The sequence below is a fragment of the Micromonospora sagamiensis genome (assembly GCF_014680085.1).
In the GTDB taxonomy this organism is placed as follows: domain Bacteria; phylum Actinomycetota; class Actinomycetes; order Mycobacteriales; family Micromonosporaceae; genus Micromonospora; species Micromonospora inyonensis.
This window is the reverse complement of record NZ_AP023438.1, coordinates 3444565-3461062: the sequence shown is the minus strand read 5'-3', so window position 1 is coordinate 3461062 and position 16498 is coordinate 3444565. Positions and strand designations below refer to the sequence as shown.

13 protein-coding genes and 1 tRNA gene are annotated in these 16498 nt (G+C 72.7%); 4 read left to right on the top strand and 10 right to left on the bottom strand.

Translation table 11 applies throughout. From position 1 onward, the window contains the following. Positions 1–48: 48 nt before the first annotated feature. Positions 49–122, bottom strand: a tRNA-Thr gene (locus IGA62_RS15210). A 147-nt stretch (positions 123–269) separates the two neighbouring features. Here IGA62_RS15210 and IGA62_RS15205 point away from each other — a divergent pair. Then, the gene (locus tag IGA62_RS15205) at positions 270–2102 is read left to right on the top strand and encodes a metallophosphoesterase family protein (protein WP_232625083.1); all 1833 of its coding nucleotides are present in this window, start codon (positions 270–272) and stop codon (positions 2100–2102) included. A 25-nt stretch (positions 2103–2127) separates the two neighbouring features. Here the strand turns inward: IGA62_RS15205 and IGA62_RS15200 are convergent, their stop codons facing one another. The 7 genes from IGA62_RS15200 to tmk all read right to left on the bottom strand — a co-directional run bounded on the left by IGA62_RS15200 (position 2128) and on the right by tmk (position 8802). Continuing rightward, on the bottom strand, positions 2128–2967 hold the full coding sequence (locus IGA62_RS15200; RefSeq protein WP_145820585.1) for a PSP1 domain-containing protein: 840 nt from the start codon (positions 2965–2967) through the stop codon (positions 2128–2130). Positions 2968–3136: 169 nt separating this feature from the next. Continuing rightward, positions 3137–3904 (bottom strand): D-Ala-D-Ala carboxypeptidase family metallohydrolase, encoded by a 768-nt coding sequence (locus tag IGA62_RS15195; protein ID WP_145820587.1) that lies wholly within the window; start codon positions 3902–3904, stop codon positions 3137–3139. 110 nt (positions 3905–4014) lie between these two features. Next, positions 4015–4683, bottom strand: coding sequence for a hypothetical protein (locus tag IGA62_RS15190; RefSeq protein ID WP_145820589.1), 669 nt, complete (start codon positions 4681–4683; stop codon positions 4015–4017). Beyond that, positions 4683–4988, bottom strand: a complete 306-nt coding sequence (locus IGA62_RS15185) for a hypothetical protein (RefSeq protein WP_145820591.1) — start codon at positions 4986–4988, stop codon at positions 4683–4685. The genes IGA62_RS15190 and IGA62_RS15185 overlap by 1 nt, the downstream gene beginning before the upstream one ends. Before the next feature lies 1 nt (position 4989). Then, entirely contained in the window at positions 4990–5319 is a 330-nt protein-coding gene (locus tag IGA62_RS15180) for a YbaB/EbfC family nucleoid-associated protein (RefSeq protein WP_088981034.1), read from the bottom strand. A 139-nt stretch (positions 5320–5458) separates the two neighbouring features. After that, positions 5459–6739, bottom strand: a complete 1281-nt coding sequence (locus IGA62_RS15175; RefSeq protein ID WP_145820593.1) for a DNA polymerase III subunit delta' — start codon at positions 6737–6739, stop codon at positions 5459–5461. After that, on the bottom strand, positions 6739–8802 hold the full coding sequence (gene tmk, locus IGA62_RS15170) for a dTMP kinase (RefSeq protein ID WP_222433351.1): 2064 nt from the start codon (positions 8800–8802) through the stop codon (positions 6739–6741). Before tmk ends, IGA62_RS15175 begins: the two co-directional genes overlap by 1 nt. Before the next feature lie 308 nt (positions 8803–9110). Between tmk and IGA62_RS15165 the strand changes: the two genes are divergently transcribed. Then, positions 9111–10319, top strand: coding sequence for an amino acid deaminase/aldolase (locus tag IGA62_RS15165; RefSeq protein WP_145820597.1), 1209 nt, complete (start codon positions 9111–9113; stop codon positions 10317–10319). Between the two features lie 11 nt (positions 10320–10330). Here the strand turns inward: IGA62_RS15165 and IGA62_RS15160 are convergent, their stop codons facing one another. Continuing rightward, complete coding sequence (locus IGA62_RS15160) at positions 10331–11002, bottom strand: TetR family transcriptional regulator (protein ID WP_232625081.1); 672 nt, start codon at positions 11000–11002, stop codon at positions 10331–10333. Between the two features lie 217 nt (positions 11003–11219). On the opposite strand from IGA62_RS15160, the gene IGA62_RS15155 reads away from it, so the two are divergent. Then, positions 11220–12536, top strand: a complete 1317-nt coding sequence (locus tag IGA62_RS15155) for a D-arabinono-1,4-lactone oxidase (RefSeq protein ID WP_145820599.1) — start codon at positions 11220–11222, stop codon at positions 12534–12536. 112 nt (positions 12537–12648) lie between these two features. After that, positions 12649–13614: a DUF559 domain-containing protein gene (locus IGA62_RS15150; RefSeq protein ID WP_145820601.1), complete on the top strand. Its 966-nt coding sequence runs from the start codon at positions 12649–12651 to the stop codon at positions 13612–13614. 50 nt (positions 13615–13664) lie between these two features. Here IGA62_RS15150 and topA read toward each other — a convergent pair whose 3' ends face one another. Continuing rightward, positions 13665–16487, bottom strand: a complete 2823-nt coding sequence (gene topA, locus IGA62_RS15145) for a type I DNA topoisomerase (protein ID WP_145820603.1) — start codon at positions 16485–16487, stop codon at positions 13665–13667. Positions 16488–16498: the final 11 nt, after the last annotated feature.

Below are 16498 nucleotides of genomic sequence, written 5' to 3'. Positions count from 1 at the left end.
CCTCGGGAAACGGCGAAGCCCAGGTCTCTGACCTGGGCTTCTTCACCGAGCCGCCTGACGGAATCGAACCGTCGACCTACGCATTACGAGTGCGTCGCTCTAGCCGACTGAGCTAAGGCGGCAACGATCGTCAAGTGTACGGCACACTCCCCGCCGCGGTCTTCCGGGATCCCCCGTCGCCACCCCTCCCTGGCCGGAACAGTCGCCCCTCGCCGGCCGGGGTGGTTGCAGGGGCCCCCTGCTACACAAAAAGCGGTAACAGGGGGCCCCTGCTTCCACCCAACCCGCCGAACCGGACAACGAATCTCGAACCGTCCACCACCGGACAGCGGCACCCATCGGCGCCCGTTACGCTCCCCGGAGTGAGTGACCACCACCCCTCGCCCACCACCCCGCCCGAGACGACCAGCGCCGACGGGGGTCACCCCCGCCGCCCGCGCAGCACCGAGCCCCGGGAACTGGGGTTCACACCCCGCAAGGCGGTGCCGTGGCTCGCGCCGTTCCTGCTGATCAGCACCGGTATCCGTACGTTGCTCGCGATGTTCTTCGGGGCGTACCTGGACAAGCGGGAGTTGCAGAACGCCTTCTCCGACGGGGTGTTCCGGCAGGTCGGGCCGGACGGCGGGCTCTGGCTGGACTACGTCGCCGACCTGGGCGACGGGTTCGACGCCACGTACTCGGTGGCCTACCTGATCGCGCAGCCCGAGCTGGAGGTCGACGGGCACCGGCTGCCCCGGGCGCAGGCCCTGGTCATGGGCGGCGACCAGGTCTACCCGTCGGCCGGCTACGAGGCGTACGAGGATCGTTGCAAGGGGCCGTACCAGGCGGCCCTGCCGCTGGCCCCGCCGGGCGGGCCGACGCTGTTCGCGGTGCCGGGCAACCACGACTGGTACGACGGCCTTACCGCGTTCCTGCGGCTCTTCGTCCGCTCCCGGGACCAGTACTTCGGCGGCTGGCGTACCGAGCAGTCCCGCTCCTACTTCGCCGTCGAGCTGCCCGCCGACTGGTGGCTGTTCGGCCTGGACGACCAGTCCGGGTCGTACCTGGACGATCCGCAACTCACCTACTTCGAGGCGGCCGCCGCGCGCATCGGCCCGCAGTCGCGGGTGATCCTGGCGGTGCCGGCACCGACCTGGGTGCGGGCGGTCGACACCCCCACCGCGTACGACTCACTCGACTACTTCATCCGGACGGTCGTCGCGCCGACCGGAGCGACGGTACGACTGGTGATCACCGGGGACCTGCACCACTACGCCCGCTACGCCGGCCCCAACCGGCAACTGGTCACCTGTGGCGGCGGCGGGGCGTACCTCTACCCGACGCACAAGCTCCCGGAGCGGATCGAGGTGCCGCCGCGCGACACGCTCGCCCGGCGGGCCAGCCACTCCGAGCCGTACGACCTGGCGGGCCGCTACCCCGACGCGGCCCGCTCCCGCCGGTACGGCTGGGGAATCTTCGGCCGGCTGCCGTTCCGCAACCCCGGCTTCGCCGCGCTGCTCGGCACCCTGCACACGCTGCTGATGCTGGCGATGGCCGGGGTGGCGGCGAACCGGGCGGACAGCGTCGAGCAGCGGCTGTTCAGCGTCCCCCTGATGGCGATGCTGCTGGTGACGATCCTCGGTGCGGGCTTCTTCGCCAAGCCGCCCAGCGCGAGCGGCAAACGACACTCCCGACACTGGATCCTGGGGATCACGCACGGGCTGGCGCACGTCGCGCTGGCCGCCGGTGGCACCTGGGTCTGGTTACAGCTGCCGTTCTACCACTGGCCGTGGCCGCTGCCCGTGGTCGCCGCCGCGGTGGTCTACGGACCGGTGATCGGACTCGTGGCCAGCGAACTCACCGCCGCGTACCTGCTGGTCGCGGGAAGTTTCGGGGTGAACGTGAACGAACTCTTCGCCGGCCAGGGCATCGAGGACGCGAAGTCGTTCCTGCGCCTGCGGATCGACCCGGACGGGACCCTGACGATCTACCCGATCGCCGTCGACCGGGTCTCCCGGCGCTGGCAGGTCAACCCGGACCAGTCCGCCACCGCCTCCTGGCTGGTCCCGGACGCGCCCCTCGCCCCCCACCTGGCCGAACCCCCGGTCACCCTACGCCCCTGATCCGTCCCCCCAGCGGGGGAGCGGGTCAGGAGGTGTAGTGCTGGTCGTGGGCCTGGCGCGGGGCGCAGACGCTCGCCCGGGAGCAGGAGCAACGGGAGCCGTCGGCGTCCAGCCGCACCGTCACCGAATCCTTCGGGACGCTGTGGCCGACCACCTTGCCGTCACCCGACGGGGTCGACACACGGGTGCCGACGGCCGGGGCCGACTCCTGGAAGCGTTGGTACAACGGATGTTCGTACTTCAGGCAGCACATCAGCCGGCCGCACGCCCCGGAGATGCGCAGCGGGTTCAGCGGCAGGTCCTGGTCCTTCGCCATCCGGATGGTCACCGGCTCGAAGTCGTTGAGGAAGGTGGCGCAGCACAGATCCCGGCCACAGGAGCCGATCCCACCCTGCACCCGGGCCGAGTCGCGGGCGGAGAGCTGACGCAACTCGACCCGGCAGTGCAGGGTCGCGCCGAGGTCGCGGACCAGGGCGCGGAAGTCCACCCGGTTCGGCGCGGTGAAGTAGATGGTGGTGCGACCGCTGCCCCCGGCCTCGGCACCGAGGACGTGGTCGACGGCGACCACCTTCATCGGCAGCCCGTGCTCGCGGATCAGGCGCTTCGAGGCGACCTTCGCTTCGGCCTTGCGCTTGCGCAGCAGCTCGTCGCGACGCAGGTCCTCCTCGTCGGCGAGGCCGGCGAGGCGGGGAAAGCCGTCGGTGTCCTCGCCGACCCACTGCGCCGCCCAGACGCACTCGGCCACCTCGGGACCGTCGTCGGTGGGCACCAGCACGCGGTCGCCCACCTGCGGGCGGAACTCACCCGGGTCGAGGTAGTAGAGGCGGCCGTACCGGTTGAAGCTGACCGCGCAGAGCATCCCCATGCCCTTCACCCTACGACCAAGTACCGCCTCCCACCGACCCCGGCGTCGTCACCCGGTTACCCGGTGCGACGCCCCGTCCCGGGATTGGGAACCCCGGGACGGGGTCTGGTCCTTCCGGCCGGGAGCGCCCCGGCCGTGCCGGGCGGCCGTTCGCGCGCGGAGTCGGGCGTCAGATGCCGCAGTTCGGGGCGACCCAGCTCCACGTGTTGGTGGCGCCGTCGTCGTTGTTCTCGTACCGGCTGTCGGCATGGATGTGGTCGTCGTGGTCCGGGTAGCCGGGGCCGAGGATGCCACTGAACCCGTGGTAGCGGGCCTGCTTGCCGATCGTGCAGAGGGTGAAGCTGCTCGACCAGATGTCGGCGGCGGTGCCGTAGAGGTGCTGGCTGTTGCTGGCACCGCCGATCTGGCTGTTGCAGGTGTGGCCCCGGAAGCCCCGGACGGACAGCGGCTTGTCACCCAGGGCGTGCCGCAGCGCCTCCAACTTCCACATGGTGCGCAGGATGTTGGCCTTGGTCGCCGCCGCCGAGATCGGGCCGCCGGAGAAGCCGCCGTAGCAGACGTCGTCCATCTCGGCGAAGCTGAAGTGGATGGGGCTGCAGTCGTCGTCCTGCAGGGAGTAGATCTTGTTGAACGTCTGCGTGCCGGCGATACCGTCGGCGCTCAGCCCGTACGCCGCCTGGAACCGCTTCACGGCGTTGGCGGTGCCGGTGCCATAGACTCCGTCGACAGCGACGACCGTCCGGTACCCACCCCAGCCGGCCACCCGGATCTGCAACTGGCGGACATCGTCACCGGACATGCCCTGGGAGAGTTGACGTCCCCAGGTGTAACAGCCGTCGGCGTAGGCGGCGGACCCGGTGGCACCGACACCGAAGACCGTCGCGGCGAGTGTCAACATCAGCGCCAGGACGGCGCGCGACGCAGGGAAGCTCCGCATCGGATTCCTCTCGAGTGAGTTGACGAAGCGGATGGATCATGTCCTCTATCACAACGCCGGTCAATATCGACAACCTTCCAACCGCATCCGGTGTCGGAGCACGGTAGGGGTCAGTAACGGATGCGGGTGACCGTGTCGTAGCGGGTCGGGCCGAACGCCGGCCCCCGCCAGCTCACCTCGGTCAGGCTCGGCGACCACTGGCGCAGCAGCGTTTCCGCACCGTCGTACGCCACCCCCAGCACGGCCAGGACCCGGTGACCGATGTCGGCTGCGGCGAGCAGCGCCGTGCCGCTCGGCTCCACTCCGGGGGCGGTGGCGACCCGCACCCGGACCGCCTCCGCGGAGCCGAGCACGTCGGCCAGGGCTCGGGCCAACGCGCGGCGGCTGCTCTCCACCCAGTCAGCCAGCGCGTCCGCGTACCCGGCTGTCGACTCCAGCCGACCGACCAGGCTCTCCGGTCCCTCGTCGAGGTGCCGGAGCAGCGCCGTCCGCGTCTGGTCGTACGCGGAGGCGGCCGGCCCGGACCAGCTGACCGGATCGGTCAGGACGCCGCAGACACCGTCGTACGTGGGAACGAGCTGACGCACCGCGCGGCCGGCATCGGCCAGCGGCCCCGGATACAGGTCGAGGAAACCGCGGACCGCCGTACCGGGCAGCACTCGCATACGGCGCAGCAGCGGCCACAGCCGGTGCCCGTCCGGGGCCCCGGCGGCGAGCAGCTTGTCGACCCGGCCGAGCAGGTCCAGCCCGGGCTCGGCCAGGCGGTCCAGGGCATCCATCACACCTCCCGGCCCAGTCGCCGCCGCACGGTGTCGTCGGTCTCCACGTACCGGTCGGCAGCGCCCCGGATGGCGGACGCGGCGGCGGCCAGTCGCGCCGCAGCGATGGTCGCCTCCCGGGCCCGGTCTTCGGTCGCCTCGAGCCACCGGCGGTGCAGTGCCCGACCGACCTCACCGGCTCGCCCGGCAACGTGCACACCGAAGGTGGGATGCGGTGGATCGTTGGCGGTCGCCGACCGGGCCAGGGCCTCGATGGTCGCCGCCGCCTCGTCCAGGCGGGCGGCCAGGGCGTGCAGGCTCTCCATCTCAGGCCCCCGCCAGCGGTCGGTACGCGGCGAACGTCTCGTTGTGCAGCTTCTCCCGCGCCCACTGTGCGGCGTCGGCCGCCGCGGTGACCGCCGCCTGGACCGAGTTGGCGACGTCCCGGGGGTGGCGGTTGTGCAGCGGGCCGAGGAACCGGACGTCGGTGATCGTGCCGGCGGCGGTGACCACCACCTCGACCAGCCCGTCGGGGGACCGCACGGTGACCTGGACGCCTGCGACCGCCGCGTCGAACTCGGCCTGGAGGGACTCGATCCGGCGGTAGCGCCGGACAGCCTCCTCGATCCAGGCTTCGTCGATCTCCCCCCGCGGCATGGGCGGACTCCTCCCGCAAGCGGTGTCACTGAGGGTGCCGTCACCGTCACCACGGCACAGGGACCGTACCGCAATCAATCGACACTGTCGATGGCCCGGGGAGCAGGGGAAGTGCGACTCCAGCGGTACCGGGTGGGGCTCAGCCCTTCCACAGGGCGAGCATCATCGCCTCCACCGCGATCCTCGGCTTGACGTTGGCCTCGATCGCGACGCGGCACTCCAGCACCGCCTCCAGGCGGCGCAGGGCACCCTCGGCGTCCCACTTCTCCGCACCGGCACGGGCCATCGCCACGGTGTCGGTGTGCACCGGCGCGACCGGGGCCCGCAGCGCGGTGACCAGGGCGTCCCGGTAGAACCCGGCCAGGTCGACCAGGGCCCGGTCCAACGCGTCCCGCTGCGCCCTGGTGGCCCGGGACTTCTGCCGCTTCTCCAGGTCCTTGATCTGCCCGGCGGCCCCCCGCATCGCCCCGGCGGCGCCCCGGCCGGTGCCGCCCGCGCCGAGCGCGGTCTGCAACGCGGCCTTCTCGGCGGCGTCGGTCTCCGCGACGGCCGCGGCGGCCTCCGCCTCGGCCGCCTCGATCAGCGCGGACGCGGCGTCGAAGGCGGCTCCCACCCCGGTCAGCCGGCGTGGCACCGCCAGCACCGCGTCCCGCCGGGTGCGGGCCTCCGGGTCACCGGCCAGGCGGCGGGCCCGGCCCACGTGCCCCTGGGCGGCCGACGCCGCCCACTCGGCCACGTCGGGGGCGATCCCGTCCCGCCGGACCAGCATCTCGGCCACCGCGCTGGGCGGTGGCTGCCGCAGCGGTACGACGCGGCAGCGCGACCGGATGGTCACCGAGATGTCGTCCGGGTGGGTGGACGGGGCACAGAGCAGAAAGACGGTCCGTGGGGGCGGCTCCTCGATCGCCTTGAGCAGCGCGTTGCCGGCCGCCTCGGTGAGCCGGTCGGCGTCGGAGATGATCACGACCTGCCACCGCCCGCCGGACGGGGTGCTCGCCGCCCGCAGCACCAGGGCGCGCATCTCGTTCACGCCGATGGAGAGCCCGTCGGGCACGACCAGCCGGACGTCGGCGTGGGTACCGGCCATGGTGGTGTGACAGCCGGCGCAGGTGCCGCAGCCGGTGCCGTGCACGCACTGGAGGGCGGCGGCGAAGGCGCGGGCGGCCTCCGAACGGCCCGAACCGGGCGGACCGGTGAAGATCCAGGCGTGGGTCATCCCGGCACCCGGGTCAGGCCCCGCCCCACCGTCCGGGCCGGTCCCGGCGTCTGGACCGGTCCCACCGTCCGCGCCGGCCGGACCGGTCCGGTCGGCGGCGGGGCGGGTGCCGGCGCGCAGCACGGCGGCGGCCGCGGCGGCGGCCCGGCGCAGCGTGTCGACCGCCTCGTCCTGCCCGACCAGCTCGGCGAAGACCTCTGGCATCAGTGGCGTTGCTCCATCGTCACCAGCTCCGCGTCGGATAACTCCGGTTGCGTCGAGGTGTCCGGTTGTTTCGCCGGAGCCGGGTGCACGATCGCGGACGGGTCGACCAGCATCGCCTGGACCCGGCCGGCCACCTGGCCGGCGATCTCCTCGGCCGGGCGGGACGCGTCGAGCACCAGGTAGCGCTTCGGGTCGGCGGAGGCGAGGTCGAGGAAGGCGTACCGGACCCGTTCGTGGAAGGCGATCGACTCGGCCTCGACGTGGTCGGTCTCCCCGCCCCGGGCCGCGACCCGGGACAGGCCGGTGCGCGGGTCCACGTCCAGCAGCACCACCAGGTCGGGCTTGAGGCCGCCGGTGGCCCAGGAGGAGAGCCAGGAGACCTCGTCGACCGGCAGGGTCCGCCCGGCCCCCTGGTACGCCAGGGAGGAGTCGACGTACCGGTCGCTGACCACGACCGCGCCGCGTACCAGCGCGGGCCGGACCACGGTGGCCACGTGGTGCGCCCGGTCGGCGGCGTAGAGCAGCGCCTCGGCGCGCGGCGACGGCGTGTCCGAGCCGGGGGCCCCGAGCAACAGGGTGCGGATCCGCTGGCCGACCGGGGTGGCCCCGGGCTCCCGGGTGACCACCACCTCGCACCCCTGCCCGCCCAGGGTCTCGGCGAGCCGGGTGACCTGGGTGGACTTGCCGGCACCCTCGCCGCCCTCGAAGACCACGAAGAGACCGGCCGAGACGAAGGGCTCGGCCGGGGTGAGCGGACGCCCCCGCATCGAGCCCCACAGGTCGGCGAGGACCGGGACGCCCTTCTTGTCGTCCATCTGCCGGAAGGCGCTGATCCCGGCGAAGATGCCGGCCAGGCCGGCGGCGAGCAGCAGCAGCCGGGTGGAGGAGATCGAGATGCCCAGGTCGGCGATGCGCAGCTCCCGGGAGCCACCGACGCCGACCAGGAGGCTGCTCAGTGCGATCGCGAAGATCAGCACGAGTCGGGTGCCGATCTGCACCACGGCGAACACCCGGCCCCGGACCTCGTCGGCGATCTCCCCGCCGAGCAGGGTGGTGCCGGCGAGGAAGGCCATCCCCGCGCCCGCGCCGACCAGGATCGCACCGAGCATCGCCATGGACAGGTGGATGGCGAAGGCGAGCGCCAGCACGGACGCGCTGGCGAGCACGATGCTCATACCGAACCAGCGCCGCCGGGACAGGTCCCGGACGATCATCGGCCCGCCGCCGATGCCGATCGCCAGGCCGACGAAGATCGCGCCGAAGAGGAGGTAGAAGGCGGCGTCACCGGCACCGAGGGAGGCGGCGAAGAAACGGGCCGTGCCGATCACGATGCCGCCACCGGCGAACGCCCCGAAGATGCCGAGCACCAGCCCGCGTACCAGCGGGGTCCGGCCGATGAACCGCCAGCCGTCCTTGAACTGGCGGAGCATGCTCTGCTCGGTGCGCGCCTGTTCGCTCGCCTGCCCCTGGCTGATCTCCTTGATGCCGAAGGCCACCACCAGCGCGGTGGCCAGCCGGGACAGGGCGTTGAACCAGAGCGCGAGCTGCGCCGGCTCGGACCAGGAGGGCACCTCGCCGCCGGTCGCCGCCCGGACGCTGGCGTCGAGCACCGCGATGCTCAGCGCGGCCATGATCGGGGTGAGGCCGTAGGTGGTGATCAGGGTGAGCTGGTTGGCCATCTCCAGCCGGGCGCGCGGGATGAGGTTCGGCACCGCGGCTTCCTTGGCCGGGATCCAGAGCAGGGTGATCGTCTCGATCAGGAAGGTCGCCACCGTCGCCCAGCCGACCACCACGCCACCGCTGGCGCCGAGGATCGCGACCAACGGGATGGACGCGAAGAGCAGGAAGCGGAGCACGTCGCAGATGACCATCGTCCAGCGCCGGTCGAACCGGTCGGCGAAGACCCCGGCGATCGGGCCGAGCACGAGGGCCGGAAGGAGCCGGATCGCGATGACGGTGCCGAACGCCGCGCCCTTGGCGGTGCTTCCCTCGACCTGGCCGGCGGCGAAGATGGAGGTGGCGAGGAGACCGAGCCAGTCGCCGTACGAGGCCGCGCCCAGCACGATCCACAGCCGGCGGAACGGCCGGATCCGCAGCACCGAGCGGAGGGCGGCGTAGCCTGTCCGGTCGACCTGGTTCGGCGACGACACGCCGGCCGACTCGCCGTTCTTCTGGCTTTCGATGGCCGTACCTCCACGTGCCGGCCCATCACTGGGCTTCCCCGGTGTCACACTCTAGTCGCGGTGGGCATTCATCCCACCCAGTGACATCCTGCTGCTCACGAGCCTAGGGCCTGGACGCACCAGCACCACATGCCAGGTCGGACACGAGGGTGTTTCGCATTAGCCGTTCCCACAGTTAGCGTGCTCACGTGGCCATCGAACGCGATCTGCTCCGCGACCGCCTCGACCGGGCGACCGCCCACCTCGACCCGCCATTCGTCGTCGTCGACCTGGCCGCCTTCGACACCAACGCCACCGCGCTGGTCGACCGGGCCGCCGGCAAGCCGCTCCGCGTCGCCAGCAAGTCGGTCCGCAGCCGCGACCTGCTCACCCGGGTTCTCGACCGGCCCGGCTGGCGGGGCGTACTGGCGTTCACCCTGCCCGAGGCGATCCGGCTGGTCCGCACGGGCGTCAGCGACGACGTGGTGGTCGCGTACCCGACCGCCGACCGGGCGGCCCTGGCCGAGCTGGCCGGCGACCCGGAACTCGCCACGGCGGTGACCCTGATGGTGGACGACCCGGCGCAACTCGACCTCGTCGACGCGGTGACCGGCCCGGGGCACCGCCCCGACGTGCGCGTCTGCCTCGACCTGGACGCCTCCTGGCGACCGCTGCGCGGACGGGTGCACGTCGGCGTGCGCCGCTCCCCGGTGCACAGCGCGGCGGCGGCCGGGGCGTTCGCCGCCGCCGTCGCCGGCCGGCGCGGCTTCCGGCTGGTCGGGGTGATGGCGTACGAGGCGCAGATCGCCGGGCTGGGCGACGCCCCGCCCGGACAGGCGCTGCGGGGCACCGCGATCCGGGCGGTGCAGCGCCGGTCGTACCGGGAACTGCTGGCCCGCCGGGGCGCGGCGGTGGACGCCGTCCGGGCGCACGCCGACCTGGAGTTCGTCAACGGCGGTGGCACCGGCAGCATCGCCGCCACCAGCGCCGACCCGGCGGTCACCGAGGTCACCGCCGGATCCGGGCTGTACGGGCCGACGCTGTTCGACGCGTACCGCGCCTGGCGCCCCACCCCGGCGGCGTTCTTCGCCTGCGCGGTGGTCCGCCGCCCCGCTCCCGGGGTGGCCACGGTGCTCGGCGGTGGCTGGATCGCCTCCGGTCCCGCCGAGCCCAGCCGGCTCCCCCGGCCCTGGCTGCCGGCCGGGTTGCGGCTGGTCGGCACCGAGGGCGCGGGTGAGGTGCAGACCCCGCTGACCGGCGCGGCGGCCGACCGGCTCCGGGTGGGTGACCGGGTCTGGTTCCGCCACGCCAAGGCCGGCGAGGTCTGCGAACGGGTGAACGAGCTGCACCTGGTCGACGGGGATGCGGTCGTGGCGAGCGTCCCCACCTACCGGGGTGCGGGATGGGCGTTCCTGTGAACGGGCGGGCGTCAGCCGGCGTCGGCGGCCACCGCGGCGGCCGAGGCACCGGCGTGCCCGTCGGTGTTCGCGCCCTCCCCGGAGCTGCCGCTGTCGTCCCCGTCGTCGGGCTCGGCGGCCGGCCCGGCGTCGTTGGCCTTGACCTGCCGGTGCAGGTACTCCCGGATCAACGCCTTGGCCTCGTCCAGCACCCGCTCGTCCCCCTCCGGCTGGCGGCGGAACGCGAGCTTGATCAACGCGTCGGCCGCCTCGACGGCGATCTCCAGGATGAACCGCAGCCGGGGCCCGTCGGCCAGACCGAACCGCTCGGTCAGCACCCGGGCCAACTGGTCGGCGATCACGCCGTTGTTGTCCCGCTGCTCGTCGAGCAGGTGCAGGTCGACCACGTCGCCGAAGTGCAGGGTACGGAATCCGGGGACGGTGCGGTGCATCGTGATGTACTCGTCGATGGCCGCGTCGACGCCGTCCCACCACTCGGTGAGATCGTCCGAGGCGAACCGCGCGTCGAGCCGCTGGAGGTAGGACTCCATCGTGCGCAGGGTCAACGCCTGCACGATCGCCCGCTTGTCCGGGAAGAACTGATAGACCGATCCGATCGCCACCTCGGCCCGCTCGGCGAGGAGAGTGGTGGTCAGCCCTTCGTACCCCACCTCGTCGACGAGCTCGGCGCAGGCGTCCAGCATCCGCTGGACCCGCGCGACACTTCGCCCCTGCACCGGAACCCTGCGCAGCGGCCCGGTCGTGGCGGCTGGTGTGGACACTCGACGCCACCCCCCTTCGACGGATGAACATTTCTGCACGTCACCGAAGCGTGACGCTACCGGTATCAACGATCGGGCCGGCGATGTGGTGTTTACCAGGCACGACGTTCTGATGGTTCCCTGGCGCACGGAGGCGCAGATGACGCAGACGGTCACGGTCGGCACCGCTTGGACAAACTGGGCGGGTAACCAGCGCAGCGTCGCCGCGGCGGTGCCGCGCCCACGCGACACCGGCGAGGTGGCCGAGGCGGTGCGGACCGCCGCCGAGGCGGGCGTACGGATCAGGCCGGTGGGCAGCGGCCACTCCTTCACGGCCATCGCCGCCACCGACGGGCACCGGCTGGAGCTGGTCGACCTCGCCGAGCCGGTCCGGGTGGACCGGGAGCGCCGTCTGGTCACCGTACCGGCCGGGATGACCCTACGGGCGCTCAACGAGCTGCTCGCCGGGCACGGTCTGGCCATGCCCAACCTCGGCGACATCGACGCGCAGACCATCGCGGGGGCGATCTCCACCGGCACCCACGGCACCGGCGCGCGACTCGGCTGCCTGGCCACCGCCGTCGAGGCGCTGACCCTGGTCACCGGCACCGGGGAGGTGCTGCGCTGCTCCGCCGACGAGAATCCCGAGGTGTTCACCGCCGCCCGGGTCGGGCTGGGCGCGCTCGGCGTCCTGACCGAGGTGACGCTGCGCTGCGTGGACGCCTTCACGCTGCTCGCCCACGAACGACCGGCGCGGCTGGCCGACGTGCTGGCCGACCTGCCCGCGCTTGTCGACGGGCACGACCACCTCGAGTTCTACTGGTTCCCGTACACCGACCGGGTGCAGGTCAAGACCAACGACCGGGTGGCCGTCGACGACCGTCCGCTGCCGGGGTGGCGGGGCTGGCTGGACGACGAGTTCCTGGCGAACACCGTCTTCGAGCGGGCCTGCCGGCTGGGCCGGGCGTCGTACCGGCTGGTCCCGGCGATCAGCGCGGTCAGCGCACGGGCGCTGACCGAACGCCGCTACACCGGCCGCTCGGACCAGATCTTCTGCACTCCGCGCCGGGTCCGCTTCGTGGAGATGGAGTACGCCCTGCCGCGCGCCGCGCTCGGCGAGGCGCTGGACGCGCTCCGGCGGATCGTCGACGGGCTGCCGTTCCCGGTGCTCTTCCCGGCCGAGGTGCGCTTCACCGCGCCGGACGACATCTGGCTGTCGCACGGGTACGGGCGCGAATCCGCGTACATCGCCGTGCACCAGTACGTGGGCATGCCGTACGAGCCGTACTTCCGGGCGTTCGAGGAGGTGGCCCGGGGGCTGGCGGGTCGGCCGCACTGGGGCAAGCTGCACTACCGCGACGCGGCGTCGCTCGCCCCCGCCTACCCCCGCTTCGCGGACTTCCAGGCCCTCCGCGACACCCTCGACCCCGCCCGCGTCTTCGCCAACCCCTACCTGACCCGCGTCCTCGGCTCCTGACCGACCCGATCGTGGTGGCGATGGGCCCCCGGGAGGGCCGTTCGCCACCACGATCACGCCCTTCGTCCACAGGGGCGGCGGGGCGGGTGCGACGGCGGGGAGAGTGCGAGGGATGGAACGACGGGCATGGGTGGGGACGGCGGGGTGGGAGCGACGGCTCCCGGACGACGAGGACGACGAGCTGACCTGGCTTCTCTTCCAGCAGGAGGACGTGCTCAGCGTCGCCCAGGCCAGCCGCTACTTCTCCCGCAAGGCCATCCGGCACCGACTGGCGACGGGCCGGTGGCGACGGGTGCACCGGGGCGTCCTGGTCACGCACAACGGGCCGTTGGGTGACGGGCACCTCCGCTGGATCGCGGTGCTCGCGACCGGGTCCCGCGCCGTGCTCGGCGGACTGACCGCGGCGCGACAGTGGGGCCTGCGTCGGTACGGGGGCACGCCGGTCCACCTGCTCCTACCTGCCGGGCTGCGCGCGGACCGGCCACCGCCCGGCGTCGTGGTGCACCGCAGCCGGCACCTCCCCGACACCGACGTCCTGCCGGTGGGGCAGCCGCCCCGGACCATGCCCGCCCGGTCGGTGGTGGACGCCGCCCAGTGGGCGCGTACCGACGAGGAGGCCCGTGCGATCGTCGCCGCCGCGTTCCAGCAACGGCTGGTCGGCCGGGACGACCTGCACCGGGTCCTCGACCGGCTACCCCGGGCCCGGCGGTACGGGCTGATCCTGCGCACCGCCGACGACGCGGCGGGTGGCTCGCACTCCCTCGCCGAACTGGACTTCCTCGCTCTGGTACGCCGGGCCGGGCTGCCGGAGCCGACCCGGCAGAAGATCCGGTACGACGCGGCGGGCCGGCCCCGGTATCTCGACGTCTACTTCGACCGTTGGCGGGTGCACGTCGAGGTCGACGGTGGACAGCACCTGGACCCGCGTACCGCCTGGAGCGACATGCGCCGGCAGAATGACCTGTGGATCGAGGGGGAGCGGGTGCTCCGCTTTCCCGCCTGGGCCGTCCGCAACACACCCGACGACGTCATCGCCCAGCTCCGCGCCGCCCTGAGGGCCGCTGGCTGGCCGGGGTGATCGTGGTGGCGATGGGCCCCCGGGAGGGCCGTTCGCCACCACGATCCGCGCTACTCCGCGTCCGCGGCCGCCTTGCGCGGCGCGGCCTTCTTCGCCGGTGCCTTCTTGGCGGGGGTGGCCTTCTTCGTGGCGGTGCTCTTCGCGGCGGTGGCCTTCTTGGTCGCCGTGGCCTTCTTCGCGGCGGGAGCCTTCTTCGCCGCCGTGGCCTTCTTCGCGGTCTTCTTCGGCGCCGGCCCCTTCGCCCGCTTCTCGGCGAGCATCTCGGAGGCCTCCTCGATGGTCAGCGCCTCCGGCGTCTGCCCGCGCCGCAGTGACGCGTTCGTCTCGCCGTCGGTGACGTACGGGCCGAACCGGCCGTCCTTGATCACCAGGGGCTTCTCGGTCGACGGGTCGACGCCCATCTCGCGCAGCGGCGGCGCCGCGGCCCGGCGCTGGCGGCCCTTCGGTGCGGCGAGCAGGGCCAGCGCCTCGTCCAGGGTGACCGTGAACATCTTCTCCTCGGAGTCCAGCGACCGGAACTCCTCGCCCTGCTTCACGTACGGCCCGTAACGGCCGTTGTTGGCGAAGACCTCACCGCCTGGGCCGACCCCGACCAGCCGGGGCAGGCTGAGCAGCTTCAGCGCCTCGTCGAAGGTGAGGGTGTCCGGCGACTGCGAGCGCAGCAGCGAGGACTTGCGCTCGCCGCTGGCCACGTACGGGCCGAACCGGCCGGACTTCAGCAGGATCGGCTCCCCGGTCGCCGGGTCGTCGCCGAGCTTGCGCTCACCGCCGCCGCCGAGGAACAGCTCGTGCACCTTCTCCGGGGTCAGCTCGTCGGGAGCCAGCCCCTCCGGGATCGGCGCCCGGTCGCCGGGGGTGCCGCCCTCCTCGCCCTCGGCGGGCCCCGCCGGGGCCTCCCCGGGCACCGCCCGCTGGAGGTACGGCCCGTACCGGCCGACCCGTACGACCACCTCGCGGCCCTCGTCGTCAGTGAAGAGCGGGATGGAGTTGACGCTGCGCGCGTCGATCTCGGTGAGGTTCTCGGTGACCAGCTTCTTCAGCCCGCCGGAGCGGGCGATGTCCTGGTCGCCGGCACCGTTGGTGCTGCCGAAGTAGAACGCGGTGAGGAAGTCGACCGCCGCGTGGTCGCCACCGGCGATCTCGTCCAGCTCGTTCTCCATGCTGGCGGTGAAGTCGTAGTCGATCAGGCGCGGGTAGTGCCGCTCCATCAGTCCGATCACCGCGAACGCCAGGAACGACGGGATCATCGCCTGGCCGCGCTTGACGACGTACCCCCGGTCCTGGATGGTCTGCATGATCGACGCGTACGTCGACGGCCGGCCGATGCCCAGTTCCTCCAGTGCCTTCACCAGCGACGCCTCGGTGTAGCGCGACGGCGCCTGGGTGTGGTGCCCCTGGGCGGCCAGCTCGTCGGCGGTGAGCGGCTGGTCCTTCACCAGGTTGGGCAGCCGGCGCTCGGCGTCCTCGGCCTCGGCGTTCTCGTCGTCGCTCGACTCGACGTACGCCCGCAGGAAGCCCGGGTCGGTGATGGTCTTGCCGGTCGCGCCGAAGTCGGCCTCCTCCTGCGCACTGGAGACCGCGCGGATGCGCACCGAGACGCTGGAGCCGACCGCGTCGGTCATCTGCGAGGCGATGGTGCGCCGCCAGATCAGCTCGTAGAGCTTGAACTCGTCGCCGGACAGCTCCTTGGCGACGTCCCCCGGGGTGCGGAAGTTGTCCCCGGCCGGGCGGATCGCCTCGTGCGCCTCCTGCGCGTTCTTCACCTTGCCGGTGTAGCGACGCGGCTCCGGCGGCACGCTGCGCTCGCCGTACAGCTCGACGATCTGCTGACGGGCCGCCGCGATGGCGGTCTCCGACAGGTTCACCGAGTCGGTACGCATGTAGGTGATGTAGCCGTTCTCGTAGAGCCGCTGCGCGGTGCGCATCGTCTGCTGCGACGAGAAGCGCAGCTTACGGGCGGCCTCCTGCTGGAGCGTGGAGGTGATGAACGGCGCGTACGGGCGGCGGCGGTAGGGCTTCTCCTCGACGCGGGTGACGGTGAACGGCCGCCCCTGGAGGCGGGCGGCGAGCCCGCGTGCTCCGCTCGAGTCGAGGTGGACCACGCCCGCGCCCGGCCGGACCCGGCCCGTGGTCGGCTCGAAGTCCTTGCCGGTGGCGATCCGGTCGCCGTTCAGCGCGACCAGGGTGGCGTGGAAGGTGCGCGGCCCCTGGCCCGGGTCCGCCACCGCGAGCGTGGCGAGGATGTCCCAGTACTCCGCGCTGCGGAAGGCCATCCGCTGCCGCTCGCGCTCCACCACGATCCGGGTGGCCACCGACTGGACCCGGCCCGCCGAGAGCCTCGGCATGACCTTCTTCCAGAGCACCGGGGAGACCTCGTAGCCGTAGAGCCGGTCGAGGATCCGCCGGGCCTCCTGGGCGTCGACCAGGGCTCGGTCGATCTCGCGCGGGTTGGCCACCGCCGCCTGGATCGCCGGCTTGGTGATCTCGTGGAAGACCATCCGCTTGACCGGCACCCGGGGCTTGAGCGTCTCCACCAGGTGCCAGGCGATCGCCTCGCCCTCGCGGTCCTCGTCCGTGGCGAGGAGGATCTCGTCGACCTCCTTGGCCAGCCGGATCAGCTTGGTGATCTGCTGCTTCCGGTCGGCGGAGACCACGTAGAGGGCGTGGAAGCCGTTGTCGACGTCCACCCCGAGCCGGGCCCAGGGCTCGCCCTTGTACTTGGCCGGCACGTCGGCGGCGTTGCGGGGCAGGTCGCGGACGTGCCCGAAGCTGGCCTCCACGACGTATCCCGGGCCGAGGTAGCCCGAGATCGTCTTGGCCTTCGCCGGTGACTCGACGATGACCAGACGGGTGGTCCTGGCGTTGCTCGGCACGTCTCCTGCGA